Below are 25,525 nucleotides of genomic sequence, written 5' to 3' on the forward strand. Positions count from 1 at the left end.
CTTACCTCGTCGCGACTTGGGTGGTGGGCATCACCTGCTCGCCAACCACCAGTTTATGCAATCCCTGGGTGACGATTTGCTCACCATCATTAACGGCACCGACCAAAAACGCCTGATCTTTGTCGGTATAGACGATTTCCACGTCGCGCCGCTCAATCACAAAATTGCCGTCGCGGTTTGCCACCACATACAGGTTCCAAAGCCCCCGAAGGCCATCGGTCAGCGCCGACACCGGTACCCAGAATCCGGCGCGCTCAACGGTCAGCTCATGATGCAGGTAAACGATTTCGCCGTTGAGCACATTGGCATCGGTTGGCAGCGACAGCCGTAAACCCACAGTGCGGGTAACCGGGTCGATGGCCGGACTTATCCCTTCGATAACCGCGGCCATATGGCGTTTGCCGGCACGCAAATCGACCTGCTGGCCCGGTGACAGGGCGCGGGCAACATCGGCCGGCACGCCGACGTGGGCCTGAGGCGCGCGGTTTTCAACCAGCGTAAACACCGGTTGCCCGAGCGGCACCACTTCACCGAGGTTGAAACTGCGCTGGCTTATCACGCCATCAAAAGGCGCAAGCAGGCGGGATTTTTCCAGTTTCAGGCTGGTGGCGTAAAGACTTGCGCGCAAGCGCTCGCGAGCGCCCTGCAAACTGCCGAGCCGGCCTTGCAGTTCATCCAGTTGCTGTGATGAGGCATAGCCTTGTTTTTTAAGCTCTAAACTGCGTTTAAGCGTTGACTGTGCCAGATTGAGATCGGCTTCGTTTTGTGCCATTGCGGCATCAAGTTCGCGCCGCTCGGCATCGAGCAGACTGGTGTCGAGGGTAGCGAGCAGCTGACCTTTGCTGACTCGGTTACCGCTGTCGGCGCTGATGCTGTTGAGCTTTCCGGCGAGCTCAAATCCCACTCCCGTGGTGTTGGCGGCGCGCACTGTGCCGGAAAATTCGAGCCGTTGTTGGTAGCTTGGGCTTTTAACCAGAGTTTCGGTGAAGACAGTGGGTAACTGTTTGTCGGCGGAGGCATCTGTGGTGCTGTCCTGACAGGCACCGAGCAGGGTCGCTGCCAACAACATCGGCAGCAGTGCGAGCCTGCGGTGTGGTTTCACGTGGTTCATGACGACATCCCGGTAATCATCTGGTTAAAAACTGGTTAAACTGGACTGTCTAGTCTAGTTTGGCGAAACTGGACTGTCTAGTCTATTTTGTGCTTAAATCAGTCTGAATTTTTCAGCGCCGCCTCGTTAAAACGGGTGGCCTCAATGAAGGGTCTGTTTTTCATGACATCCTCCACTGCAGCGGTGCTCAGTCGCACCGAGCAAAAGCGTCAGGCCATCCTTGAAGCGGCAATTGAGCTGTTTTGCGGCCAGGGCTTTCCCAATACCAGTATGGATGAGGTGGCCCGCCTCGCCGGTGTTTCCAAGCAAACCGTGTACTCACATTATGGCAACAAAGATGACCTGTTTATCGCCGCCATAGAAGCCAAATGTGTGATGCATGACATTACCCCCGAAATGCTGGCCGATATTTCAAATCCACAGCGGGTGCTTCGCCATTTCGCGCAGCGCTTTGGCGAAATGATAGTGAGCGGAGAGGCGCTGACCGTGTATCGAGCCTGTGTCTCCCAGGCCGATACCCATCCGGAAATTTCCAGGCTGTATTTTGCCGGCGGCCCCGGGGTGATGCTGATCCTTTTGGGGGATTTTTTCCGCCGGGTGGAGGAGGCCGGGGCGTATCGTTTTGGCAATCCTCGCCATGCCGCCACGCGGCTGTGTTTGATGCTGTTTGGTGAGCGGCGGCTCAGAATGGAGCTTGGGCTTGCCCCTGAAGACACGGACGATGAACGCCGTGAGTATCTGAATGCCACTGTGGATATGTTTCTCGCCGCGGCCAGGGTTTGACACTGCGGCCAGGCTTTGACACTGCGGCCAGAGTTTGATGCGGGGGCGTTTGCCGCCTCAGGGCGATGCGCCCATCGAACTGCGCCGCTTAGTTCTGGGCCGCTTAGTTCTGAGCCGCTTAGTCCTGTGGCGCGGTTTGACCTGGTAGCAGGTTATTTGCTTTTTGAACTGGCTCTTTTGATCCAGCTCTTTTTTGATCTAACTCTTTTGATCCAATTCTCTTGATCCAAGAGCGCCGTACAACGTATTGGTTGCGAGTTTATCGTCGATAAGGATGCATGAATGCCAATTTCACCCGTCAATCTGCTGCGCAGTACCTTGCTTGCATCATCGGTGCTGGCAGGCCTTGGGCTAAGTTTGGAAGCAAAGGCCAATCCCGGCCGGCCATCGCCTTTTTCATTGCAGGCTGCCTGGGTGACCACGGGGGATGCCGACGTGGGGCCGGCATCCCTTGGCCGCGATATGTATATGTTTGATGCCAAAGGGGTATATAGCCTCGATAAGCAGTGGTCAGTGGGCTGGTCTGCCGGATACGATGTGCTGGATTTCCGCTGGCAAACCGATGCGCCTGAGCTCTTTCGCGGCGCCGCGCCAAGCTGGAATTCCATCAACCGCTACAACCTTGGGCTGTCACTTGGTTATCGTAGCGGCAATTGGACTTATCTTGTCAGCCCCATGCTGCAATATGCCTGGGCTGACACGGCCTCATCCTCCGACGCGCGAAGTGTAGGCGTGGTGGCGACTGCGATGCGCCGTTTTGAAAACGGCAACCTGCTGGGCCTCGGTGCCCTGTATCTGGATGATATCGGTGAAAGCCGCGCCTTGCCGTTTCTTGCTCTGCGGTGGCAGCTCACCGACCGTTTGACCCTCGCCAACCCCTTTGATGCCGGTTTCAGCGGCCCGGCCGGGCTTGAGCTTATCTACCAAAGCTCGCCTGCGTGGGATATAGGGCTTGGCAGCTCACGGCGCAGCCAGCGACTTCTTCTCACCGATGAGGGGCAAACCGTTGAAATTGATGAGTGGGTAACCTTTGCCCGCCTTGGCTGGCAGATTGGCCGCAAGGTAAGCCTGAATGCCTATGCCGGCTGGATGTTTGACGGCGAGATGGAGCTTGGCAGCGGCGAGCGCGAAGATATCGGCGCCGAAGGGGCGGCGGCGCTGTCGTTTAATGTCAGTTTCTGATGTGAAGCAGTTTTTGTGTTGAGGCTCAAAAGTAAAAAGGGACCGCGCGGTCCCTTTTGCTTGTCTCAAATAGAAAGACAGACAGGCAGATAGGCAGCTAGAGAATTACTTGCCAAGCATCTGCGATTTAAGGCTTTTTTGTGCCGGTTTGTCGCCAAGCCAGATGCTTATCAGCGCCGCTGCAAAGGCTTTGTCGCCTATCTGTGGCTGTGCCACGTCGTTTTTATAGGCGGTAACACCCGCATCGCTTGCCAGCAGTACAAAGCGATCACCGGGTTTAATTTCACTGTCAAACAGCGCCATAAACGCGGCGATATTGGCCTTCATGGCATCGTCCTGCTTGCCGGCGGTGGCGGCATCAAAACCTTCGGTGATGGCAGAGCGCATTTTTTCGCTGGTGATCAAATCCGACAGTATATCGAGCCTTACTATGGCGGAAGATTGGCTTAGCACCGCATCAAGGCTGTTTGCCTTGGCGGGCAGATACAGGCTGCCAACGTACAGATCCATGAAAAACTTGTCGCGGACACCGGCACCATTGAGTACATAGGTTTGCTCATTGAGGCTTAAGTTATCCGGCACATCGACACCGGCGACCTCTTTGGCGCTGGCGAAAAAACACAGCCCGGCAAGGGCGAAAGTGAGGAGATACTTCATAAAAACTCCAATCAATATAATCAGCTGCGAACGCCGAGCTTGACGTCGCCATCCTGGGTAAAGAGCGCGACCTGGGGTTTGCTGTCACTCAGCAACAGCGGGCCGTCATCAAAAAATAGGAAACACTTCCAGTTACGCACAAACACGTCCCACACGGTTTCGATGGCCTGGTATTTGTCGTAGCAGAAAAACACCCGGGTATCGGGCTCCCAATCGAAATGGGTCGCCATCACCGCCGGCAGCTCGGGCGCATCGCTGTCCCAGCTTGCCTGCCAACAATCATCCTTTACCCAGCTTTTAGGGCGTCCGCCCCAATCGGCCTTGGAAAAATGCTCAGACGCGCTGGCTTTGTCACTTACCAGGGTCTTCCACACCGTCATGGCGCTCTTTTCATCCAGGGGTTTTATGTTGGCCTTGTCTTCATCTGTGACCGGCAAGTCTTTGTTATTGAATATCCACTTGCGTCGATACAGTTCAAGAGGGGTGTAGCTTATCTGCAAAAGAAGGCTCCTGATGAGAAGGGCGGTTCGATGAAAATTCCCTGAGGGCAGGCGGCATTATAGCCAGATGCCGCCTGCAGGCAAAGCGTACTGCTACCTGTGGTAGAGTTCTGCAAGATAGTGTTTGGCAACGACATTGCCCGGCTCGGCGTGCTCAGCTTGATGAAAGGCCATGATGGCCATATCCCGCTCGCCCGCTTCCATCATAAATTCTCCGAATTTAATCCAGGTCAATACGTCAGCAGGATAGCGGTTAAGGTACTTTAGATACGTGTCGGCGCTCTGCTGATACTGCCCAATAATCTTAAGCACATTGGCATAGAGTGGCAGATATTGGTCGCTGTAACCGGTTAATTTTTCAAGCGCCAACCTGGTAATTTCGGGTTTCTTCAGCGCAAGGGATAGGCTGGCTATTTCCTTGTATTCCCGCTCTGTAAGTAAAGGCTCATCGAGTTTGAGCAGTGATTCAAGCGCTTTGTTCGGCTGTCCATGTAACTGATAGCTGAAAGCTTGTGCCAATCGGTATAGTCTCAGGGCTTGTTCGTCCGTTTGCGCTTTATTTTTTAAAATGGCGGTCATCTGCGTAAGACCAATTTGGTTTCGGCTACTTTTCAGCAACAGCAATTTGCTCTCCACCCGAGTCAGCAAAGTATTTATTGCTTCGATCCGCTTAGCAAGCTCAGGCTTGGCATCAATAGTGGCATGGTGTTTCTCAGAGAATGCATGGAACTGGCTGAGGAACTCAGCAGGAGTTGGGTGATATTTTTGCCAGAGCACTGCTCGCCCCCATTCACGAAACTTGTCCCAACCTGCCAACAACTCCCGGATGTTGGCTGTCGGGTTTAATTCAGACTTTCTGAATGCCAAACGTTCCAAACCCTGTTGGATGAGACTTTTAAGCTGCTCGCTGCTTGATACATAGGCGCGGTAGTAAGCATCGGTCATGGCAAGCATTTCATTTTGTTGCCACTCATCACTGTCTGCCGGATTAAGAAAGTCAGTAAACTCGGCAAAACCGAAAAATTTTATGAACTGACTCATAGTGACAAATTTTTGATTCAGCTGTTTCTCAATATCGTCAATACGCCCAATCAGAGAACGGTAATAGCTATCAGTGTGTGTCGATACCTTCTGGGCATTTTTCAACGATGCGTTGCATTTCAGTGCCGCTTTCCCAAGAGAGATGACTTCCTCCAATTGACCGCTCGCTTGTTTCAGCTGACTGGTCATGTCGTTGAGGTGTTTTAATTTTTGCTCTCTTGAAAGCGGCGCGGTAAGCCGGGTCAGTGTTGCCGTTTTATCCTTTATGATGGATTTCAGATGAACATCTGCGGTATTTATGCAGGAAATACCCTCGGCCTTGGCCGCATTGGCAGATAGGTTGAACACAGATTGCTCGGCACTCAGGAGTTTGACTTCGGCTTCCAATGCCTGCAGTGCATGCAACATTTGAATGGATGTTTCGGCTTTAGTGCCGCTGTACGTATCTACCCACTCACCGTTTACCACCATATTTGCACCAACAGAAGCCTCATGACTGCCCTGAGCATGGGTGACGCCATTGCTGGCATAGCAAAGATCAGTGCCTGACAAGAAAATACGGCAAAAGCCCATTTTTATCGCCAGATGTAAAGCAGAGTTGGTAACGGTAGGACCTTCGGATTGGATATTGCTTGTATGACTCGGCTCTTGCCAGGGGAGTTGTTCGCCAAGGAAGGCCGACTGACCCTGCCAGTTTGCCAGCAGTCTAGGTTCAACATGGTTACAATTTATGAAAAGCACCGATTCAGGGAATTTGAGCATCTCCTTACTGACGTCATAACTCACTTCCTGTGGATCCACTGAAACGACGATATCCGGTATCAAGCCAACGGTCAGTAGCCTTCGGCTGATCCGGGACACCGCAATAATGACCAGATGTTCCCGATGTTCAATCACCCAAGGCAGATGCTCATCAAGCGACGGGCCGCCTGCAAGGATGACACAATCCTTTCCGCTGAAGCTGTCTTTGAGCACCTTTGCACGAATTTGATTGTCTGGCAGATTTTCCAGCTGACGACTGACAAACTGCTTTTGTGTCAGGCCTATGGAATGCTTGAAGATTTGCTGCTCAACGATTTTCTCCACTTTGCTGCAGAGATTGACGTAGTCGGCCACATGGGCAAATTTAGCCCCTTGGGACTTATAGATTTGGGTAGCTTTCTTGGTGAAATACACCGGAAAAGGTGCTTGTTCTATCTGCGATTCGAACTCAGTTAACGACAGTACCTGTACTTTTCCTTTAATCGGATCAGGGATATCAATATTCATCATGGCGAGCACAGCGTCCAACTCCACAAAAAGATAGCGGCTGCCAGCTGGCAGAGGATGCTCGAGCACATAATTGGCCAATAATCCTGAATCCATCCCCACAATGACATAAAGGTGATGCTCCAGAGCAAACAATTTGGAGTATTCGCCGGAAAATATGGCCGTCGACGGTTGACTTTCAAATAGTTTGCGGTTAACGCCGGGAAGATAGGTCTCTCCGAATTGAGATACCGAAAAGATGGCTGGAACTGTGGTTTCGATACTCATAGGCAGTTGTTTCCTGTTTGGCCTGGTCATCGTCGACTGCGTCAGAAGATTGACAGTTTTTAATGCCCAGTCGGGGCAATTTTTTAAGTAGATTAACCTGTTAAGCAAACGCTGTACCAGAAACTCTGTAATATCGAGGGAGAATCGACATTGGTATGAAATTTGCTGCGGACATTTTACTCAGGCAAGGGAAAATGCGGGCGCTGTGTGAGATAGACTTATGGACTTTTAGCGCTATCTGACTATGCTATTGAGTTAATGGTTTGAAAAGTTTGATTTTTCGGTGTTTAGATCACAGTTGGGGCAGGAGTAACTATGTTTGATAATAAATCTATCCTGATCACTGGAGGAACCGGCTCCTTCGGCCGGAAATATGTCAGTACGCTGCTCCAGAGATATAACCCCAAACGTCTTATTATCTATTCCCGTGATGAGCTCAAACAATATGAGATGCAGCAGGTGTTCAATCAGCCTTGTATGCGTTACTTTATCGGCGATGTGCGGGATGCCGATCGCTTGATGTATGCGTTGCAGGATGTGGACTATGTTATTCACGCGGCAGCGATGAAGCAGGTGCCGGCCGCCGAATACAATCCGATGGAATGCATCAAGACCAATATCCACGGCGCTGAAAACGTTATCAAAGCGGCAATTGCCAACAAAGTGAGTAAGGTGATTGCACTGTCCACTGACAAGGCCGCCAACCCGATAAACCTTTACGGCGCCACCAAGCTCGCGTCCGATAAGCTCTTTATCGCCGCCAATAACATCACCGGCGGCGGCCGCACCCGATTTGCGGCGGTGCGTTACGGCAACGTGGTGGGCTCGCGGGGCTCGGTGGTGCCGCTGTTTAAAAAGCTCATAGCCGATGGCGCTGACTCCCTGCCGATTACTCATCCGGACATGACCCGTTTCTGGATAACCCTGCAGGATGGCGTTGATTTTGTACTGAAAAATTTCTCCCGCATGCAGGGCGGTGAGCTGTTTGTGCCAAAGATACCCTCGATTCGGATAACTGATTTGGCTATAGCGTATGCACCTGACCTTAAGCAGGACATTGTCGGTATACGCCCCGGTGAAAAAATGCATGAAATCATGTGCCCAGCCGATGATTCGCACCATACGCTGGAGTTTGACGACCATTTCGTCATTACCCCAAGCATCAAGTTTTTTGGCGGTGAAACCGACTTTTGCACCAATGCGCTTGGTGAAAAAGGTAAGCCGGTCGAGATGGGATTTGAATATAACTCAGGTTCCAACCCTCACTTTCTGACGGTGGAGCAAATCCTCGCGCTGGATGGCAACGCATGATCCCCTACGGTAAGCAGGACATCAGCCAAGCGGATATTGACGCCGTTGTTGAAGTGCTCAAGTCTGACTGGCTCACTCAGGGCCCCGAGGTGCCGGCGTTTGAAAAAGCCGTGTGCGACTACACAGGCGCGAAACATGCGGTTGCGGTCAATAGCGCCACCTCTGCGCTGCACATTGCTTGTCTCGCGCTCGGCGTTGGCGCCGGCGATGTGGTTTGGACGTCGCCCATCACTTTTGTGGCCTCCGCCAATTGTGCTCTTTATTGCGGCGCCGATGTCGATTTTGTCGATGTGGATGCTGCCACCGGCAACATGTGCCCCAAGGCGCTGGAATTAAAGCTTGTTGCTGCCAAGGCCAATGGCAGGCTGCCTAAGGTGGTGATTCCAGTGCACCTGTGCGGCCACAGCTGTGATATGGCGCCGATTGCTGCGCTTGCCAGCGAATATGGCTTTAAGCTGATTGAAGATGCCTCCCACGCCATCGGTGGCAGCTATCAGGGCAAACGTATTGGCAGTTGTGCATTCAGTGATATCACAGTGTTCAGTTTTCATCCGGTAAAGATAGTTACCAGCGCCGAAGGCGGTATGGCGCTCACCAATAGCAGTGAGCTGGCTGAAAAAATGGAGCTGCTGAGAAGCCACGGCATTACAAAAGCGGCTTCATTGATGACCCGCCCCAACGAGGGTGACTGGTACTACGAGCAGCTGCAACTTGGCTTTAACTATCGCATGACAGATCTGCAGGCGGCATTAGGGCTGTCACAGATGGCCCGGCTGGAAACCTTTGTTCAAACGCGTAATGAACTTGCTTGCACCTATCGGGATGTACTCGCTCAGCTATCTGCCTCTGTGGTTGAGCCGCTTTCTGGCAGCCACAGCGCATGGCACCTGATGATAGTGTGCCTGGATGTATCCGCCCAGCGAAGGCGGCTTTTTGATGAAATGCGCCGCATGGGCATTCAGGTTCACGTGCATTATTTTCCAGTCTACTTGCAACCCTATTATCAATCACACTATCAGTTTCAAGAGGGGTATTGCCCCCGGGCTGAACAGTTTTATCAGTCGATACTCACCCTACCATTGCACTGTCATTTAACCGATACATCGGTGAACTTTATCGTGAGTCAGTTGAAGGCGCTGATGGACTCGACCGTTAATTCCGAGGGGGGCCATTAATGTTGCAACAAGGGGTGTATATAGTCGGTGGTGGCTCCTTTGCTGTGAAGCTTTCGACCATGCTCGAACAGCTTGGGATTGAGCACGAATTTATCGATGAGCAGCTGCACTCGCCTTTTCGCGAGAGGGCGGTATACCGTGCCAACGAAATACCCCATACCGACCGATTGTGTCTTGTTGCCATCTCTTTTCCAGAGTATGCCCAAGCGGCCAAAAACAGGTTAATGGCAGCGGGAGTAGCGAGTGGCAAAATCCTCCTGTTTATTTATGAATCTGCCGGCAACGTATTCGAGCAGATGTGTCTTGAAAACCGGGCGTTATTGAGCGAGCTGCTGAGTCAGGGAGTAACTGATTTCCTAGACCTGGAAAAAGCATTCTATGCACGGGACTACGAGCGGTTGCTTGAAGAAAAAACCGCAAAACCCCGAGTTGGGTTTTGCTACATAGGCAAAGGCAGTGGCTTTAGGCGCCATGTCCTTGATTTACCACATCGATTAAGTGCCACCTGTGATGTAAAAACCTTCAGCGATCAGCCTGCAACCCCCGCGGATAAGCCAGAGGGATACATGTTAATGAGCGAAGGGGCCATGTTGAACAACAGTTGGCCAGAGTTTGTCATCAATCCGCACTTTTTTGAGTGTGCGCCGGCTGCGGTCCCCAAGTTGACCATGATGCACATGGTGTACGACTTTTTGGTATATCGCGACCTGGTGGCCCGGGTGATGGCACAGGCCGATACCCACTACTTGTTTATGCCGTCAGTACCCAGCATGAAACTCCACCAAAAAATCTGTTTCGACTATGGCCTGACCAATAATATTGTATTTATTCCAGGTGGTTATCCCAGATTTGATACCAATTTAACCCAGTTCGAAGCCGCCAGCGCATTGGTTGGCGAGCCAGACGCTATTCTATATGCGCCAACGCTCAGTGCCATGATGAAGGCGGAAGAAACGCGATATACCTATTCCATCTTTGACGCGCCTGCGTTTATCCAGCGGATTTTGGACACCTTTCCTGACAAGAAAGTGATATTCAGGCCCCATCCGGACGATCTTTCAATTTTGCGTCAGGGCATTCAGGGGCGGCGTGCAAGTGCCTTTCGCACCCTGTTGCAGTGGTGTGAAGAGCACCCAAGGTGTGAGTTGGATGCTGTGGCAGGTGATTACAGCCGTACCTTTGCCCGAGCCGCAGTGATGATTTCAGATACTTCCGCAATTGCCTACTCTTATGCGTTGACTACTGGAAGGCCGGTGATTTTCTATTCGGTGAACCAGGATATGGTGCGACAAACCTTCCCGGATATCAGCTACATCAAGGACCGTGAAAAGTTTGGATTTTGCGTTGACAAAGTGGACGACCTAATCGCCAGTTTGCAGCTCTGTCTGACCGATAACTGGGATACGCCTGAACGAAAAGCCTTTAGGCAATCCGTGGTGTTTAATCGCGGGCACTCATTTGAATATTTGCAACAACATATGCCCAATATGCTGAGTGGTCAAAAGGTTGAGGGCTGGTGGTACCTGCAGGACCATCTGTAACTGTTAATAACAAGAAAGGTCAACTCTGACCCGAAGAAGGAGTGTAAATCATGAAGACCGAATGGGATTATACCGCACTGGCTGATGCCTATCTGAAGCGTCCTGATTATGCTCAGGCGGCAATAGATGCAATGGTTGCCATTGCTGGCGTGAATGCTGGTGACAAGGTATGCGATGTCGGGGCCGGTGTTGCACATCTGACCCTGATGCTGGCCGCAAAAGAATTTGACGTTATTGCCGTAGAACCAAACGATGCCATGCGCGCCAACGGTGTCAAACGTACGGCACATTTTGGCAATGTGGCCTGGCATGAGGGCACGGGTGAGCATACAGGTCAGGCTGACGGCGCATTTTCTCTGGTCACCTTTGGCAGCTCCTTCAACGTGTGTGACCGTCAGGCCGCGCTGAAAGAAACCTGCCGCATGCTGGAACCCCACGGCTGGTTCGCTTGCATGTGGAATCACAGAGACCTGATGGATCCGATCCAAACCCTGATTGAAAACACTATCAAAGACATGGTGCCCAGTTATGGCTACGGCACTCGCCGGGAAGACCAGACTGCGGTGATTGATGCCAGTCAGCTGTTCGGCCCTGTGGTGCACCTGGATGCCCGGGTCGTCCATCAACAGACTGTTGAAGAGTGCGTGGAAGCCTGGCGGTCCCATGCGACTTTGGAGCGGCAGGCGGGTAACAGGTTCGGTGCAGTGGTCGATGCGATTGAGCGTCAACTGGTTAATTTGGGTAAACCAACGATCGAAATCCCTTATCAAACCAATATCTGGATGGCTCAAAAACGATGAATCCAGCCCCAAGTCCCCACGTGGAAAACCCTGGAATATATATAGTTGGCGCTGGATCTTTTGCGCGTAAGCTGGCCGTTATTCTAAGAAAGTTCGATATGGGCTTTTCCGTGGTGGATGAGGTGGCCAAGGGTCAGTTTGAGGGGGCTGTCGTTTATTCATCAACATCCCTGCCTTCGCACGATGGGCTGTTTTTAGTTGCGATTTCAATGCCCGAGTATGCGCAGGCTGCCATAGCCCGTTTGGTAGCGGCAGGGGTATCTGAAACTCGATGTTTACCCTTGGGTTCTGATTCGGCTGCGATTGTGCTTGAGCAGATGTTGGCAGCAAATAAAATGCGGGCGCTAACGCTGTTGGCGGAGCCTCTGACGGGCTTTGTTGACTTCGAACGCCGTTTTTTCGCCGAAGCATACCAATGCCTCGATGCCCGTCGAGATGGCAGTGCAGTGATTGGACTCTATGCCCTGGGGAGAGGTGGGGGCTACATAGAGCATCTGGGTGCCTTACCACAGAGTCTGCCAAACCACTATCAGCTGAATTGGTTTACAGATCTCCTCACTGACAAATCCAATGAAGCATTTTTCCTGATGAGTCAGTCGGCTATGCAGCGGTATTCAGATGTCGACCTGGTCATCTCTGCCCATGTGTTTGACTGCTCACCACGCCAGACACCCAAACTCAGCTTTGTGCACATGGTTTACGATTTTCTGCTGTTCAGCGAACAGACCTATCAGCACCTGCAGGCTTCGGATTTGCACTATGTATTTGTCCCTTCCCAGGCCAGCATGAAAATGCATCAAAACATATGCCGCGAACTGAATTTGAATGAGCAGGTGGTGCTTATTCCGGGGGGCTATCCCAAGCACGATGCCAATCTCAGGCAGTACAAGGCGCTGTATGAAAACACCGTCCCGGAAGATCTCATCATCTATGCGCCCACGTTGAGCTCACTGCCGGCAAAAAATGAGTGTGATGAGAGTTATTCGATACTGGAGGCCGAAGTCTTTTTGAAAGAGCTTTTGGCAACACACCCCCAGCTTAAGTTAATTATTCGGCCACACCCGGAAGATATGGCGCTGGTGCAATTTTCATTGGCGCATCCAAGGGCCGAGGCATTGCGCCGAGTATTGCATTGGGCTGCAGGCCATCCGCGTTGTGAAATCGATGATGACAAACGCAGCTACCTGGCCAGCTTTTCCCGGGCAAAACTGCTGATCACGGATACCGCATCTGTGGCATTTTCCTTTGCATTGCTTACTGGGAGAAGGCCGGTTTTCTTCTCGGGCAATCATCAGACTTTATGTGAACGTTATCCCGATAATCAGTTTATTAGTGACCGCCCCTATTTTGGCGATTGCGTTGAAAGTGCTGCCGAACTCAAAGAAAGAGTGGAGCTTGCGCTCAACAACAAAATGAACACGAGCGCAGGACAGGCGTTTTTCCAACGTACCTTGTATAACCTTGGCCGTTCAGAAGAGTATGCGCTTGAAGCCATCCGCTACATTTTGGCGGGGGAACGTCATCCAGATTGGTGGTATTGGCAAGATCACCGGAGAGAGAGCGAGTGACAGGACAAGTTATTTGGATTACCGGATTACCCGGCGCGGGCAAAACGACCTTTTCCTGCGCCCTGATAGAGCGGCTCTCTGTGGCAGGGATGAAGACCATTCATTTGGACGGCGATGCGCTCAGACAGGTGTTTTCTAATCAGGATTACTCTCAGACCGGTCGATTGGCATTGGCCATGCAGTATGCAAAGCTTGCCGGTTTGTTGGCGGGGCAGGGCGCCCATGTGGTGATTTCCACCGTGTCGATGTTTCATCAAATCCATGAATGGAATCGCCTTAATTTGCCGGGCTATTTCGAGGTGTTTCTCAATCCGCCGTTTGAAGAGCTGAAACGTCGTAATCAGAAGGGGTTATACCACGGGATTGATGCCCACAATTTGGAGTTGGCATTGGGCATGGCACCTGAATTTCCAAAAGAACCCGATCTTAAACTCGATAACACGAATTTGGACGAGTTTAAGATCGGCGTTGAAACAGTTACCCGGCATTGTTTGACGGTATTTGGAGCATCGCATGATTGAACGGCAGCTTAATCCCGAGCCGATGACGTTCAGCTGTAAGGGCGACACCCTGCGGCGTTTGATGGGACGTATTTCCAGTGCAGGCATCATGCCGGTGCATTTGGTCAGTTATCAGGATTTTAAGAAAAAGGATGAATGGAAGACACTGCTGTCCGCGCTTCCTTTGCCCCTGATAGTACGTAGCTCCCATAGCAGTGAAGATGCGGCAGAGGTGTCTCTGGCAGGCAAGTTTGATTCGGTTCTCAATGTGAAGTGTGAATTGAGCTTGTTTCAGGCACTGGAAACGGTATTTCGCAGCTATGGTGGTCAACTGGGCGACAATGAGCTCGCTCTGGTGCAGCCGCAGTTAACGGATGTCACTCATAACGGGGTGCTGTTTACCCGTGACCCTGACACGGGGGCGGATTATTATGTGATTGCCGATGATGTTTCCGGGGCCACTGACAATGTCACCGGGGGCCAGGAAGGGCTGGTCACAACCCATTTTCTGGTAAAGGGAGCACAGAGCAGCAATCCCTTGATCGTATCCCTGATAGCATTGGCCGATGAACTCTGTGAGTTATTCGACAATGACGCTCTGGACATAGAGTATGCAGTCGACAACAGCGGCGCTCTTTGGCTTTTGCAGGTCAGACCCATGACCATCAAAACCCGCGGGCAATTGGATCTCAATCCTACTCTGGAGCTGGTTCGCGATAAGCTGCAGTTGGGAATGGCGCCACATCCCTATCTTTTTGGCAGCAGTACCATCTATGGTGTAATGCCTGATTGGAATCCGGCCGAAATTATTGGTCTGTACCCCAAGCCACTGGCGTTGAGTCTTTATAAAGAGCTGATTACCAACAGTACCTGGGCCTACCAGAGAGACAATTACGGCTACCGAAATCTGCGCAGCTTTCCCTTGATGCAGGACTTCTTTGGCTTGCCTTACATAGACGTAAGGTTAAGTTTTAACTCCTTTTTGCCACGAGATATCAGCCCGGCGTTGGGTCATAAGCTGGTGGATTATTATCTCGCGTGTCTGAGGGATAACCCGACACAGCACGATAGGGTTGAATTTGATATTGTCCTTTCCTGTTACACCCCCGCGATTGATGAAAAGCTTACTGAGTTGTTGAACGCCGGTTTCAGTGAATGGGAGTGTTCGGAAGTCTCGAGTTTGCTGCGCCGCTTAACCAATCACATCATCGACCCCCGAACTGGACTGTGGATCCAGGATTTGCACCGGATTGAACGCCTCAAAGAGCGCCACGCCATCGTCACCAGAGAAATCAAAGACCCACTGCAGCGTGTCTACTGGTTGCTCGAAGACTGCAAGCGTTACGGCACGCTGCCCTTTGCCGGGCTGGCAAGAGCCGCCTTTATCGCCGTGCAGTTGCTGCAGTCTTTGCAAAAGACAGGCTGTTTCACCAGTGAGGATTATCAGGCGTTTTTAGGATCGCTCAATACCGTAAGCAGTAGTTTGAGCCAGGATTTACAGCAACTCGATAAAGAGAGTTTCCTTAAGGAATACGGGCATTTGCGCCCCGGGACCTACGATATTTGCTCCCCCAGGTATGATGCCGAGCCGGAGCGGTATTTCCGGTTCGGCGAAAAAGCCCAGATGACTGATGCAGAGCCAGCCTTTAAGCTCAACGAAGTGCAGACGCACAAACTGAATCAGTTGTTGCGTCAACATGGGTTGAATCACAGCGCTGAGTCGCTGCTGCACTTTATCAAAGCCGCCATCGAAGGTAGGGAGTATGCGAAATTTGTTTTCAGTCGTAATCTCAGTGATGCCCTCGAGTCACTGGCTCAGTGGGGAGCCAGTCTGGGATTGGAGCGTGAAGACATGGCTTATCTGGACGTGGCCAAGGTATACCAGCTGGTGACAGGGTGCGGAGACCACCAAACCTTGGTTTCCCAGAATATTCTGGAGGGTAAACGTCAATTTGCCCGTTCTCGCCTGATTCGCCTTCCTCCTCTGATAACCCGTCCTGAGCAGGTCTTTGAGTTTTCACTTGGGGACACTGAACCCAATTTTATTACCGCCAAGGTGACCGTGGCCCCCGTTGTTGTGTATCCGACAGAACAGTCTATCGAGGGTAAAATCGTGCTTATCAGCAGCGCCGATCCAGGTTTTGACTGGATCTTCAGCCATAAGGTTGCGGGTTTTATCACAGCCTTTGGTGGCTGCAATTCCCATATGGCGATCCGTGCGGCAGAGCTTGGGATCCCAGCTGTGATAGGTGCTGGTGAACAAAAGTATGCTCAGTGGTGCCGTGCCGGAGTGCTGGAACTTAACTGCGCGAACAAACTGGTCAGGGTATTATCGTGAAGACAGTCTTCATAACCCAGCAACACAGTGCTATGCCCCATGGTGAATGGCATGCAAGCCTCGATCGCAGCTGGCCTGCGCTGCTGGATAAAGCCGGGCTGATAGCCATTTGTTTGCCCAACGATGCAAAGCTTGCGAGCACCATGCTTGAGCAAATTGATGCAGTGGGTGCAGTACTGACAGGTGGCGGGGAGCATCTCAAAACGGGTGCGGATTGTCGCAGCGAAGTTGAGCGGGTGCTTATCCGATGGTCGCTTGAGAAGCACAAACCCCTGCTGGGTATTTGCCGTGGTATGCAGGCACTCTGTCAGCATTTCGATGCTGAACTGAAGCCAACCACAGGCCATGTGAAAAGTACTCATGTTCTTCAGTTCAATGGCCGGGAACTGAATGTAAACAGCTATCACAATTACGGTTTCTATTCGCTGCCTGAGCAGTTTGAAATACTCGCCACCGCAACGGATGGTGTGGTGGAAAGTTGCAGCTGCCCACGGCACAGCTGGCTTGGAATGATGTGGCACCCCGAACGGGAGCTACTGCCAACAAAGCTCAGTTATCCCGCCGCTGACAATGGCGCCGAGCCTGCAACACTGAATGCTTTATATGCCGATATTGGCGCTGGGCTTATCGGGGCGTTTTTTGATAATCCACAAACGATGTTAACGGAGCTTTCATGCAAGGTTTGATTCTTGCCGCAGGACGCGGTAGCCGCTTGGGCCAACTGACAAGCACTCAGCCGAAAGGCCTGACGCCGGTATTGGGTAAACCCATGCTTTCCATGCAGCTGGACGCGATGAAACGGGCGGGCATAGACAAGGTGGCGGCGGCGACCGGTTATTTGGCTGAACAGGTACAGGCGTGGGTCAGCATCAGTTTTACCAATGCCCGCTGGTCCGAAACCAATATGGTCAGCTCATTGTTGGCATGTGCCCCCTTTATCTGTGAAGATGAAACCATAATCAGTTACTCCGACATAGTTTACCCAACCAGTGCTATAGATTCACTGATGACGGCAACAAGTGATATCGCCATCCTGTACGATCCCAATTGGTTGTTCCAATGGCAGCAGCGATTTGATAATCCGCTGTCTGATGCAGAAACCTTTCGGCTAACCGATAGTCGTAGACTGGTGGACATAGGCCGGCGCCCAGAGCACCTGGACGAAGTACAGGGGCAGTATATGGGGCTGCTGAAGTTTACGCCTCGAGGATTCAGCATCATTCAATCGTTGCTTGCGGCACTGCCCCAGACGGAAGTCGACAAATTGGACATGACTTCGCTCTTGCGACGTCTGTTGGCGACGGGCGAGCAAATCGAAGCCGTGCCTTTTGACGGCTTCTGGTTTGAAGTAGACAGTGAAACAGATCTTATCGAATGCGAACGGCAACTTAAGGCAAAGGGTGGGCTGGAGGCGTTGCTCGTTTAGCTGACTGAAAAAGAGTTCTCCAGCCTGCTTCAAGCTTGCAGATAGTTTGAGTTGGCCATGAAAAACGGCGCCCGATTCCAGCGCCGTTTTTTATTAGATATCCTTTATGTTTGAACTGTGCGTTTTTCTCAATAGCTATATTCTCCTTGTATCACTGTTGTACCGGTGGTCGCTCTGTATCACTGTTACTCATTCTGTTGTGTCGGTGGTGCCAAGCAAGGTTTCTGGCATATCGAACTCGAGGTAGTCTGCCAATCCGACCCAATCCTGCCGCGCCTGAGCTGCCAATGCCTCCGGCAAAACCCTCATCAATTCGTTGAAACTGGGCTGCTGACCGGCTTTAAGCATCATATTAATAGCGCTTCTGAGTGTCTGCGCACCATAGGCTTCCTGCCCCGTTCTGAAGAGCGCTCCTGCCTCTTGCAGCTTTTTAGCTATTTCAAGCCGTTCGCTTTCGCTGATTGGTTGCATTCAACACTCCCTGACCGGACAATCGGATATGCTTGCACCCATGCCTGAATGATTGAAAAAGCGCACATTGGGATGGCGTTTGATAAAGAGCTCCACAGCCAAAAGGTAGCCCCGCATATTCAGGGTCGTGGCAATATTCTGGCCATGGTAGTTTTCAACGGTATGGCCAGCGTTGTCATGGGTAACACCTAACGCCCCGTCTTGCCAGTAGGCATGGCTTTTCCCATCAGGAAACCCAAAATCACAGCCGCAAAGAATGATTTCGGTTGCACCGCATTGAACCGCGATATCCAGCGCAGGGTGAATCACGCTGCCACCACTGAATAGCCTGTAGCAGGGAAGGTGGTCGGCATACTTATCCTGAGTAGGTGATTTGGTCAGCGCGGCCATCCGGGGACCCTGCCAGGCGCGGATAACCTCGGGATCCGTTGAGGGGAAGCAGACAAGGGTACTGTCAGCTGACGTCTCAGTGTTGAGATGCGCCGCATTGATCCTGGCATCGAGGGTGACAACGATATCCGGGACAATTCCTCGGCTTGTCAGGGCTTTGTGTGCTGTATCCGCAGCAATCAGGCAGGCGCGGTCAGGGGCCTGTTGCCCGGCATAGAGCCACTCATAGGCTTTTTCCAGGCTGGGGCCTGCGCCTATGACAATTGCCCGTGGATTTTGGCGGGTAAAGAGTGTGGCAACATTGGGCAGAGTTTGCAGCAGCTTGAGAGTCTGCTCGATTCGGGAGGCGTTGTTTTTATCTGCCAGTTGATGTTGTAAATCAACAAAGGGGCGTTGCAGCGTCATCACCAGGTGATCGCGTACCCGGGCCAAATCCGGGTCTGCCAACTGCAGTTCGGGGATGATTGCCGTCCAGGGGCCTGCATAGCAGTCTGTCCAAAGTGGACGACGTAACGTGAGGTTTGGGGCGCAGAGCCACTCGGTTTGATTGGTGTAATTCAGCACCATTGCGGTAATGGGCATCGACATTAAGCACAGTTCGATGGGGCGGTCTGTCCATCGCGACAGCGCCAATGCCGGAACGTCGCCCAATCCCATGCCGAAAATCAATACCCGATCAAGGCCATCCGGAATGTGCTGCAGCAAGTGGGTTGCTTCACGGTCCCTGTCATGGCGGCTGGAAAGCTGCTTATCACATACAGCAATGGTTTGCTGACGACCTTGAATAAGCACAGGCTCCAGCCTGTCTATCATTTCGGGTGTGATTTCAGCAAGCTGCTCGGCGATATCGGGCCAACGCCTGCGAATAATGTCCAAATTTGCCTGAAATAGCTCGGACATGCCCAGATCCCTCTCTTATGTATGACTCATTTCCTTTGTCACTTGGTAAGGGTCTATCACTTCAATTGACCAAGCAGCTGCGAGTTGATGCATCCGACTACGGGTTGGCCAATAAATTGGTGTCAGTAAAATCGGTGCGCCAGTGTTGACCAACTTATCGGAGGCACATATTACGGCCCCCAGATATGTCTTATCCGCCAGCGCGGCATCAAATAATCTAACATGACCTAAGCCAATCAAAGACTCAAGTTCAGGATAGGCATGGCATAGCAGGAATAAATCTCCGCCTACACCCCACAGCGCCAAATCTGTGCCTGAAGACATCAGATTGCGGATAGTCGTCATCATCCGCGCTTGCATGGCACGGTAACCATCGAACCTCTGCTTAATGCTGTCGTGGGCACTGTTTTGCACCGGCGAAGAGAGTGGGCTGGGTGAACAGGGGCTCAGCAACAGCTGTAGCCTGGGAATGCTGCCGGTGTGAAAGCGGCGAAGTTTCAGGCATTCAAATCCCGCCACCGCCGCCATGCGCAGTAAAGATTCTTCAGTGTAATAATGAATGTGTTGGCCGTGGATCAGATTGGTTTCATGCAGGCAATTATCCGGTTCATATCCGCTGTCAGGTACCTCGATAAAGAGTATGCCGCCATGCTTCAATCGCTGTTTAAGGCTGCTTAAGAAAAGTACAGGTTGAATAAGGTGCTCAAGCACATGGCTGCTGACAATCAAATCAAACTGGGCTCCCCGGGCAACCTGTAATATGTCGCCAGGTGCATTTAAATCACACGCGGTGATAGGAATACCCTCGGGGGTCACACCGGATTTAAAGTCAAATCCGGTGAAATGTGCATCGGGTTTTTGTTGCCTGATGGTATCGAGCAATACCCCGGCGCCGCAGCCAAAATCGGCAATGGTATTGAAGTCGACGAGCCTGTCTTTAAATAAGTCCACCATGTCATCGTAGGGGGAATGAGGGCCTGTGGCAGGCCACATATCCGGGGCACCCTCAGATGAAAAATAGAGCAATTCAAACTCGCGGGGACCATAAGGTTTGGCTATCTGAACGTGTCCACAGTGCTGGCATTGTGCGATTGGCAGCGAGAGTGTTTGCCGCTTTAGTTGTGGCCCGGACTTATCCCAATTGCCACTGATCAGCGTTTCCAACGGTTGCCAATCGTTGCTGGCACACAGGGCGCAAAGACTCAGCTCAGTGGTTGTTGCCGAACTTTGCGCATACGAGTCAATCACGTCAGCTTGAAACCCCTTGGACACCGCATTCATCTTTGTGCGTGTTTCTGCCAGTGACGGGGTGATAACTATTTTGCCGCTCACTTCACGGAGTGCTGCAGATGGAGCAATGGTTTTACCCGCCAGTTCATGCCCGGCCCACTGCGCATCGTGCAATGTCAGGTTGGGGGTTGCCAGCAAGGCGTCAAACCGGGGCTCGCCCATAAGCTGATAGAGATCCGCGCCAACGCCCCAGAGGTGGACATCTCCTCCCGCTTCAAGCTCAGTGCTGATTGTCTCCAACAGCGACTGATGTTTGCTCTGGATATCGGCCTGTACCTGCTTGACTATGCCCAAAACCCGCTTGCTCAAGGGGCGCAGCAAGAGTTGGAGCCTTGGAATAAATCCGGTCACGAACTGCTTGGTTTTTAGAATTTCGTAGCCGCAAAGTCCCGCCAACACAGCCAGGGAGTCTTTGCTGAAGTAATGAATGTGCTGCTGATTGACCAAGCTCGATTGACCCGATATCTCCCAGGGATGGGGAGTGGAGAAGTCCGGCACTTCGATAAACACCATGCCGGTATTTTTCAGCAAGGGTTTGATGGCGAGCAAAAAAGCGCGTGGGTTGGGTAAATGTTCCAGAGTGTGGGAGCTGCAAATCAGATCCAGGCTTTGGTGTGGGAAAAGTGCCTTCAGGGCGTCCACATCACTTAAATTGGCACTCTGGTAGCTAATGCCCTCCAGTGCGCAACGGTCGTTAAAATCTGCGCCGTGGAGCCTGGCCTTTGGCAGCCTGTCGCGGCATGCGTTAAGAAGCTTACCGGGGCCGCAGCCCAAGTCAGCGATAACGGCCGCTTCGGGGAGCTCATCGGCAAACATCGATACCATCTGATGATAGGGGAAGTCGCTTCCGATGAGGTTGGGTGACCAGTACACCTCTTCCTGAGGAGAATGAAAGTACAAACGCTGTAACAGGGCTTCATTGTACTGGGCAAGATTTTGCACATGTCCGCACTGGGCGCAACAGCCCAACGGGTAGTCTTCGGTGTCGCGCCACAGACGGCCGTTGTTACTTTGCCATACACCAAAGCTTATGGTCGAAAATTGTTCCCATTCAGTTCCATGGCATATCGCGCACGCTTGCATTGATGTATCCCGTCAGTTGAGGAGCTTTCAGCAGGTTTCATATAGTAATCAGGTAAAGAAAACCATTCGGCAATGTTTTGCTTCTGCGTAATCCCTATCGTCAGGTGGTAACTGATGGTATGGCCAGGGTATTCACGGCCCGCCCGTTTTGCACCATTGCTCAGTTCGTTATGCCACCGTCCACGGTCAGAGTTTGTCCCGTGATAAACCCAGCTTCTTCAGATAGGAGAAACTGAACGAGGGGGGTTACGTCCTCTGCCTGACCAAGGCGGCCCAATGGGGTTCGGTTGATTATCTGATCCCGCTGTTTGGCTGAGAGTGTCGAAGACATTTCAGTCTCGAGATAACCCGGTGCCACAGAATTGACAGTGATCCCTCTGCGGCCATTTTCACGCGCCAAAGCGCGGGTCAATCCATCGAGTCCGGCTTTAGAGGCCGAATAAGCCGCAAGCCCGGTGTAACCGCGACTGCCGATGATTGAGCTGATATTGATGATCCGCCCTCCACGGTTTTGCGGCAACATGATCCTGAGCGCTTCGCGGGCAAGGTAAAGGGCACCGTGCAAATTCACCTGCAATAATTCATCGCTGTCGACATTGGGGAAGGTTGCCAGGATCCCTTCGCGGGCGATGCCGGCATTGTTGATAAGGCCCCATAGCGGGATCTGTGCCCACTCGCAGGCAGCCTTGATAAATTGCTGAACCTGATCTGGATTGCCGACATCACAGGCAAACCAGCAAAAATCAGCGTTGGCCTCCAGCGCTGCGATTGCCTCGGTGCGTTCGCGGCTGCAGCCGCTGACACGGTAGCCCGCTTCCAGTAAAGAGGTGACTATTGCAAGGCCCAGCCCACGGCTGACGCCTGTGACGACAACATGTTTTTTCGGCTCACAGCTCATGGGTTAATCCTTTGTTTTTTCCCAGCGTCGGTAAGGGTGATCTGCGGGACGCAACGAATTAGCCTTGGGCGCATCTCGGCTACCAGAGTTTGACTGTATTGGTTGATTTCATTTCTGGCAAGTGTTTCATTTTGCGCAATAAACTCCATGCAGACCAAGTGACCTGTGATGGGATTGTTGCGGGCAAAGACCCGTACATCAATCACATGTTCCAGCGTGAGAAAGGCTTGCTCCAGAGCGTCCAAATCGACCTTGGTGCCACCAACGTTGGCAATGTTGTCATACCTGCCTCTAAAACAGACTCTGTCGTCGATTATCTCTGCCCGATCACCGGTATTCAAACGTCCTTTAATGGTTTCAGCCCAGAGCATACCCTGCTCCAGCGACAGGCGTTTGCCATCTATCAGTGGTTTGCCGAGCCAGCCAGCCGGAAAACCGGCCTTGCCATCTCTGACGCTCAGCAGGACACCTGTTTCTGTCGTGGCGTAAATATGGCGAATTCTGGCCGATGGAAACAAGGCTGCGGCCAGTTGAAGGGTTACATCATCACAAATTTCACCACCAAAAGTCAGCTCTGTCAGCGGCGGCAGGTTTTGCTGCCATATGAGGGTCATGGCGCGAAACAGGGATGGGGTAACTCCGAGGGCTGTGACTGCATGCTCGACGGCCAGAGCCGCTTTTTCAGCTGCACTGGCTTGGGCTGCGCTGATAATCATGGCACCACTGAATGCGGCCTGGAGTATGACCTGAAGGCCTGCAAAGCTCATGGGATGGTAACTTAGCAGCCAGCGCGCATCGGCGGAAAACGGCTTGGGAGGCAGCAGTCTTTCCAGCGCATGAAAGACCAGCTTGGGTGCGCCTGTGGTACCTGATGTCTGCAATCCGATACAAAAGTGTTCAGGTAATGATGTCGGGAGTGAGGTATCCGGATCGCGTCGGAGTATCACGGGGCAATTATTGGCTTGTGCGCACAGGATGGCCGTCAGGATCTGTTTGACCGGCGCAGCACCGAGTGTGGGGTAGTCGAGCAAGACCATTCTTTCGGGGGCGAGGCTTGGCGATGGGAGCGGCAACTGCCAGCTCCCTTCAGGCTCGATGCAGCGAAACGTCCCGGCAATCCAGTGCATTATTGACCCCGTCAGCTCGCCATGGCCCGATAAAGGGCGCTCAATTCTTCGACGCTGTGGAATGTTTTAAAACCGTCACGAAATGGGTCTTTGGCGAGAATGAGTTCCAGCGTGACTAATAAGGTCGCCAGATCCAGCGAATCCATAGGCAGATCCTGTAAAAACCTGCTGTCAGCTGACACCGGCGGACATTCAGTACCCTTGGCACGGATAAGATTTTCAGTTTCCTGAATGATCAGGGCGGTAATGTCTGTTGTCATAGGGATTTCCAATCGTCAAACGCGGCGGCAATTTGCTCTAGACTGAAATGCTGCTTTTGTTCCAGCCAGTCTTGTTTTAGCTGTTCGAACAAATGCACGTCGTGAAACTCGCCATTTTTAAAAATATGTTGCTTGAGTACGCCTACAAGGCGGGTCTTGTGCAGCAGCTGCAACTTGACCACCTTGTCATTGGCGTTCATCACCTGATTTACGATCTTGTTCATATTCAGGTGATGGAACACATAGTTGCAGATATATGTGTGCAGAGTAACGCCGTACTTCAGCCTGGCGGCGCGTTCATAAATATAGCTGCCGGTTGAACATTTACGGTTATGGTGGTCGATGTCGGCGAAACACAAAAATCCCACAGGTGTGTTGTCATCGCAGATCATATAGGCACGATAATCGTCGCGATCGGCCAGACTGGCAATCCAGCGCCGCTGTGATCCAACACTGGGATTGACCAAGTCGGTGAACATGCCTTTGGTTATTTCGGGGCTTGTGCGCCACGTCAGCAGCAGTTCGGCATCATTTTCGGTAACTCGGGTAAATCGCAACCCCATGTTAATTCTCTCAATTGGCCAGATACCCGCCTTCAACAGGCAAGGTTACGGCATTGATCCAACGAGCGGCGTCGCTCAGCAAAAATGCGATGGCGTTGGCCACATCCACGGGCTCACCTATGCCCATTGGGTGCTGATCCAGGATGGACTGAAATTGTGCTTCGGTCATGTTGTCGCGGGTCTTGCTTGCCATTTCGGTGTTTACCAGCGCCGGTGCCACGCAATTTACCCGGATATTGTCCCGCAACAGCTCCATGGCAAGTCCACGGGTTGCTGACATAAGCCCGGCTTTGCTGGCACCATACACCACATTGGCGCTCTGACCTATCAACCCGGCAATGGATGATACCAGTACAATAGCGCCCTGACGCTCACGGTTACGCCGCTGACGAAACCCCTTGGCGACGGCGAGTGCGCTGGCAAGGTTTGTATGCATGGTTGTATCGAAAAACGCTGCATCGAAGAGGCGAATCGAGCGGTTTTCCTGCACCCCGGCACAATGGACAAATCCATCGGCCGGACCGTGGGCCTTGGTGAGGGAAACAACCCAATCGGCAATCTCATCGGTGCGGCTCATGTCAAAGGGGGAGATGATGTGTCCATCGCCCTCCATTAACGCCTGCGTTTGCACCAAGGTATCAGAATGGCGGCCATTCAGGATCACCCGGGCTCCGAGCTTTGATAGCAGAATTGCAGTTTCCCTGCCGATCCCGGACGATGCGCCGGTGATCAGGATCAGTTTTCCGCTGAGGTCCATCGGATGGTGCTGCAGGGTACTCACGCTGCCAGATGCTCCTGCACTAAACCTACCAGATCGTTTACCGTGGAGATTTGCTCCAGTTTGTCGCCCTGGATAACGATGTTGAAATGTTCATCGGCCATTGCAATTACGCTCAGAAAGGCCAGTGAATCCCAGGTGTCGATATCGGCGAGTGTCTCGTTGCCTTTGAGCGTACCGGCATCAAGTTCAAGGATTTCTTCCAGTGCATTCAGGAAATGTTCTCTGTTCATGGTCTGTTCCTCTCGTGTTGTATGTGTCTGTCAGTCTATTCATCGGCTGGCAGGGGGATAAAT

General features: G+C 52.2%; 24 protein-coding genes. 11 read left to right on the forward strand and 13 right to left on the reverse strand.

Annotation, left to right across the window (positions count from 1 at the left end):
- Position 1: 1 nt before the first annotated feature.
- Positions 2-1,111, reverse strand: coding sequence for an efflux RND transporter periplasmic adaptor subunit (locus tag KJI95_RS10335; protein WP_214507113.1), 1,110 nt, complete (start codon positions 1,109-1,111; stop codon positions 2-4).
- Positions 1,112-1,273: 162 nt separating this feature from the next.
- Here KJI95_RS10335 and KJI95_RS10340 point away from each other — a divergent pair, with 162 nt between their 5' ends.
- Entirely contained in the window at positions 1,274-1,894 is a 621-nt protein-coding gene (locus KJI95_RS10340) for a TetR/AcrR family transcriptional regulator (protein WP_214507235.1), read from the forward strand.
- Between the two features lie 282 nt (positions 1,895-2,176).
- A complete protein-coding gene (locus KJI95_RS10345) occupies positions 2,177-3,076 on the forward strand; it encodes an autotransporter outer membrane beta-barrel domain-containing protein (protein WP_214507114.1) in 900 nt (299 codons plus the stop codon).
- Positions 3,077-3,181: 105 nt separating this feature from the next.
- Here KJI95_RS10345 and KJI95_RS10350 read toward each other — a convergent pair whose 3' ends face one another.
- The 3 genes from KJI95_RS10350 to KJI95_RS10360 form a co-directional block, all read right to left on the reverse strand.
- The gene (locus KJI95_RS10350) at positions 3,182-3,733 is read right to left on the reverse strand and encodes a chalcone isomerase family protein (RefSeq protein WP_214507115.1); all 552 of its coding nucleotides are present in this window, start codon (positions 3,731-3,733) and stop codon (positions 3,182-3,184) included.
- A 20-nt stretch (positions 3,734-3,753) separates the two neighbouring features.
- On the reverse strand, positions 3,754-4,233 hold the full coding sequence (locus KJI95_RS10355) for a DUF2947 domain-containing protein (protein WP_214507116.1): 480 nt from the start codon (positions 4,231-4,233) through the stop codon (positions 3,754-3,756).
- 93 nt (positions 4,234-4,326) lie between these two features.
- Positions 4,327-6,810 carry a motility associated factor glycosyltransferase family protein gene (locus tag KJI95_RS10360; RefSeq protein ID WP_214507117.1) on the reverse strand — a complete coding sequence of 828 codons (2,484 nt, stop codon included), beginning with the start codon at positions 6,808-6,810 and terminating at the stop codon, positions 4,327-4,329.
- Between the two features lie 315 nt (positions 6,811-7,125).
- Between KJI95_RS10360 and pseB the strand changes: the two genes are divergently transcribed.
- The 9 genes from pseB to KJI95_RS10405 all read left to right on the forward strand — a co-directional run bounded on the left by pseB (position 7,126) and on the right by KJI95_RS10405 (position 17,469).
- Complete coding sequence (gene pseB, locus KJI95_RS10365; protein WP_214507118.1) at positions 7,126-8,121, forward strand: UDP-N-acetylglucosamine 4,6-dehydratase (inverting); 996 nt, start codon at positions 7,126-7,128, stop codon at positions 8,119-8,121.
- Positions 8,118-9,296: a UDP-4-amino-4,6-dideoxy-N-acetyl-beta-L-altrosamine transaminase gene (pseC, locus tag KJI95_RS10370; protein WP_214507119.1), complete on the forward strand. Its 1,179-nt coding sequence runs from the start codon at positions 8,118-8,120 to the stop codon at positions 9,294-9,296. Before pseB ends, pseC begins: the two co-directional genes overlap by 4 nt.
- Complete coding sequence (locus KJI95_RS10375) at positions 9,296-10,837, forward strand: CDP-glycerol glycerophosphotransferase family protein (protein ID WP_214507120.1); 1,542 nt, start codon at positions 9,296-9,298, stop codon at positions 10,835-10,837. The genes pseC and KJI95_RS10375 overlap by 1 nt, the downstream gene beginning before the upstream one ends.
- A gap of 50 nt (positions 10,838-10,887) precedes the next feature.
- Positions 10,888-11,637: a class I SAM-dependent methyltransferase gene (locus KJI95_RS10380; protein ID WP_214507121.1), complete on the forward strand. Its 750-nt coding sequence runs from the start codon at positions 10,888-10,890 to the stop codon at positions 11,635-11,637.
- 98 nt (positions 11,638-11,735) lie between these two features.
- Complete coding sequence (locus tag KJI95_RS10385; protein ID WP_214507122.1) at positions 11,736-13,205, forward strand: CDP-glycerol glycerophosphotransferase family protein; 1,470 nt, start codon at positions 11,736-11,738, stop codon at positions 13,203-13,205.
- Complete coding sequence (locus tag KJI95_RS10390; protein ID WP_214507123.1) at positions 13,202-13,726, forward strand: adenylyl-sulfate kinase; 525 nt, start codon at positions 13,202-13,204, stop codon at positions 13,724-13,726. The genes KJI95_RS10385 and KJI95_RS10390 overlap by 4 nt, the downstream gene beginning before the upstream one ends.
- On the forward strand, positions 13,719-16,043 hold the full coding sequence (locus KJI95_RS10395) for a PEP/pyruvate-binding domain-containing protein (RefSeq protein WP_214507124.1): 2,325 nt from the start codon (positions 13,719-13,721) through the stop codon (positions 16,041-16,043). Before KJI95_RS10390 ends, KJI95_RS10395 begins: the two co-directional genes overlap by 8 nt.
- On the forward strand, positions 16,040-16,729 hold the full coding sequence (locus KJI95_RS10400; protein ID WP_214507125.1) for a gamma-glutamyl-gamma-aminobutyrate hydrolase family protein: 690 nt from the start codon (positions 16,040-16,042) through the stop codon (positions 16,727-16,729). The genes KJI95_RS10395 and KJI95_RS10400 overlap by 4 nt, the downstream gene beginning before the upstream one ends.
- The gene (locus tag KJI95_RS10405; protein ID WP_214507126.1) at positions 16,717-17,469 is read left to right on the forward strand and encodes a phosphocholine cytidylyltransferase family protein; all 753 of its coding nucleotides are present in this window, start codon (positions 16,717-16,719) and stop codon (positions 17,467-17,469) included. The genes KJI95_RS10400 and KJI95_RS10405 overlap by 13 nt, the downstream gene beginning before the upstream one ends.
- Before the next feature lie 189 nt (positions 17,470-17,658).
- On the opposite strand, the gene KJI95_RS10410 is transcribed toward KJI95_RS10405, so the two are convergent.
- From KJI95_RS10410 to KJI95_RS10450, 9 genes are all read right to left on the reverse strand, one after another.
- Positions 17,659-17,940, reverse strand: coding sequence for a hypothetical protein (locus KJI95_RS10410; RefSeq protein ID WP_214507127.1), 282 nt, complete (start codon positions 17,938-17,940; stop codon positions 17,659-17,661).
- On the reverse strand, positions 17,941-19,206 hold the full coding sequence (locus KJI95_RS10415; RefSeq protein ID WP_214507128.1) for a motility associated factor glycosyltransferase family protein: 1,266 nt from the start codon (positions 19,204-19,206) through the stop codon (positions 17,941-17,943).
- Positions 19,207-19,245: 39 nt separating this feature from the next.
- The gene (locus KJI95_RS10420) at positions 19,246-21,603 is read right to left on the reverse strand and encodes a class I SAM-dependent methyltransferase (protein ID WP_214507129.1); all 2,358 of its coding nucleotides are present in this window, start codon (positions 21,601-21,603) and stop codon (positions 19,246-19,248) included.
- A gap of 160 nt (positions 21,604-21,763) precedes the next feature.
- The gene (locus tag KJI95_RS10425) at positions 21,764-22,501 is read right to left on the reverse strand and encodes an SDR family NAD(P)-dependent oxidoreductase (RefSeq protein ID WP_214507130.1); all 738 of its coding nucleotides are present in this window, start codon (positions 22,499-22,501) and stop codon (positions 21,764-21,766) included.
- On the reverse strand, positions 22,498-23,628 hold the full coding sequence (locus KJI95_RS10430; RefSeq protein WP_214507131.1) for an AMP-binding protein: 1,131 nt from the start codon (positions 23,626-23,628) through the stop codon (positions 22,498-22,500). The genes KJI95_RS10425 and KJI95_RS10430 overlap by 4 nt, the downstream gene beginning before the upstream one ends.
- A gap of 11 nt (positions 23,629-23,639) precedes the next feature.
- Entirely contained in the window at positions 23,640-23,888 is a 249-nt protein-coding gene (locus tag KJI95_RS10435) for a hypothetical protein (RefSeq protein WP_214507132.1), read from the reverse strand.
- Positions 23,885-24,487: a UDP-4-amino-4,6-dideoxy-N-acetyl-beta-L-altrosamine N-acetyltransferase gene (gene pseH / locus KJI95_RS10440; RefSeq protein WP_250885755.1), complete on the reverse strand. Its 603-nt coding sequence runs from the start codon at positions 24,485-24,487 to the stop codon at positions 23,885-23,887. Before pseH ends, KJI95_RS10435 begins: the two co-directional genes overlap by 4 nt.
- A complete protein-coding gene (locus tag KJI95_RS10445) occupies positions 24,462-25,232 on the reverse strand; it encodes an SDR family NAD(P)-dependent oxidoreductase (RefSeq protein WP_349356727.1) in 771 nt (256 codons plus the stop codon). Before KJI95_RS10445 ends, pseH begins: the two co-directional genes overlap by 26 nt.
- Positions 25,229-25,462: an acyl carrier protein gene (locus KJI95_RS10450; RefSeq protein WP_214507133.1), complete on the reverse strand. Its 234-nt coding sequence runs from the start codon at positions 25,460-25,462 to the stop codon at positions 25,229-25,231. Before KJI95_RS10450 ends, KJI95_RS10445 begins: the two co-directional genes overlap by 4 nt.
- Between the last annotated feature and the right edge of the window lie 63 nt (positions 25,463-25,525).

This window comes from Shewanella jiangmenensis (genome assembly GCF_018596335.1).
Classification (GTDB): domain Bacteria; phylum Pseudomonadota; class Gammaproteobacteria; order Enterobacterales; family Shewanellaceae; genus Shewanella; species Shewanella jiangmenensis.

Bases quoted from the DNA above. Each gene is read 5' to 3' on its own strand.
- KJI95_RS10410 (WP_214507127.1), bottom strand. From the start codon at position 17,940: ATGCAACCAATCAGCGAAAGCGAACGGCTTGAAATAGCTAAAAAGCTG.
- KJI95_RS10340 (WP_214507235.1), top strand. From the start codon at position 1,274: ATGACATCCTCCACTGCAGCGGTGCTCAGTCGCACCGAGCAAAAGCGT.
- KJI95_RS10405 (WP_214507126.1), top strand. From the start codon at position 16,717: ATGCAAGGTTTGATTCTTGCCGCAGGACGCGGTAGCCGCTTGGGCCAA.
- KJI95_RS10425 (WP_214507130.1), bottom strand. From the start codon at position 22,501: ATGAGCTGTGAGCCGAAAAAACATGTTGTCGTCACAGGCGTCAGCCGT.
- KJI95_RS10420 (WP_214507129.1), bottom strand. From the start codon at position 21,603: ATGCAAGCGTGCGCGATATGCCATGGAACTGAATGGGAACAATTTTCG.
- KJI95_RS10430 (WP_214507131.1), bottom strand. From the start codon at position 23,628: ATGCACTGGATTGCCGGGACGTTTCGCTGCATCGAGCCTGAAGGGAGC.
- KJI95_RS10380 (WP_214507121.1), top strand. From the start codon at position 10,888: ATGAAGACCGAATGGGATTATACCGCACTGGCTGATGCCTATCTGAAG.
- KJI95_RS10350 (WP_214507115.1), bottom strand. From the start codon at position 3,733: ATGAAGTATCTCCTCACTTTCGCCCTTGCCGGGCTGTGTTTTTTCGCC.
- KJI95_RS10450 (WP_214507133.1), bottom strand. From the start codon at position 25,462: ATGAACAGAGAACATTTCCTGAATGCACTGGAAGAAATCCTTGAACTT.
- KJI95_RS10435 (WP_214507132.1), bottom strand. From the start codon at position 23,888: ATGACAACAGACATTACCGCCCTGATCATTCAGGAAACTGAAAATCTT.
- pseB (WP_214507118.1), top strand. From the start codon at position 7,126: ATGTTTGATAATAAATCTATCCTGATCACTGGAGGAACCGGCTCCTTC.
- KJI95_RS10335 (WP_214507113.1), bottom strand. From the start codon at position 1,111: ATGAACCACGTGAAACCACACCGCAGGCTCGCACTGCTGCCGATGTTG.
- KJI95_RS10360 (WP_214507117.1), bottom strand. From the start codon at position 6,810: ATGAGTATCGAAACCACAGTTCCAGCCATCTTTTCGGTATCTCAATTC.
- KJI95_RS10345 (WP_214507114.1), top strand. From the start codon at position 2,177: ATGCCAATTTCACCCGTCAATCTGCTGCGCAGTACCTTGCTTGCATCA.
- KJI95_RS10395 (WP_214507124.1), top strand. From the start codon at position 13,719: ATGATTGAACGGCAGCTTAATCCCGAGCCGATGACGTTCAGCTGTAAG.
- KJI95_RS10385 (WP_214507122.1), top strand. From the start codon at position 11,736: ATGGGCTTTTCCGTGGTGGATGAGGTGGCCAAGGGTCAGTTTGAGGGG.
- KJI95_RS10375 (WP_214507120.1), top strand. From the start codon at position 9,296: ATGTTGCAACAAGGGGTGTATATAGTCGGTGGTGGCTCCTTTGCTGTG.
- pseC (WP_214507119.1), top strand. From the start codon at position 8,118: ATGATCCCCTACGGTAAGCAGGACATCAGCCAAGCGGATATTGACGCC.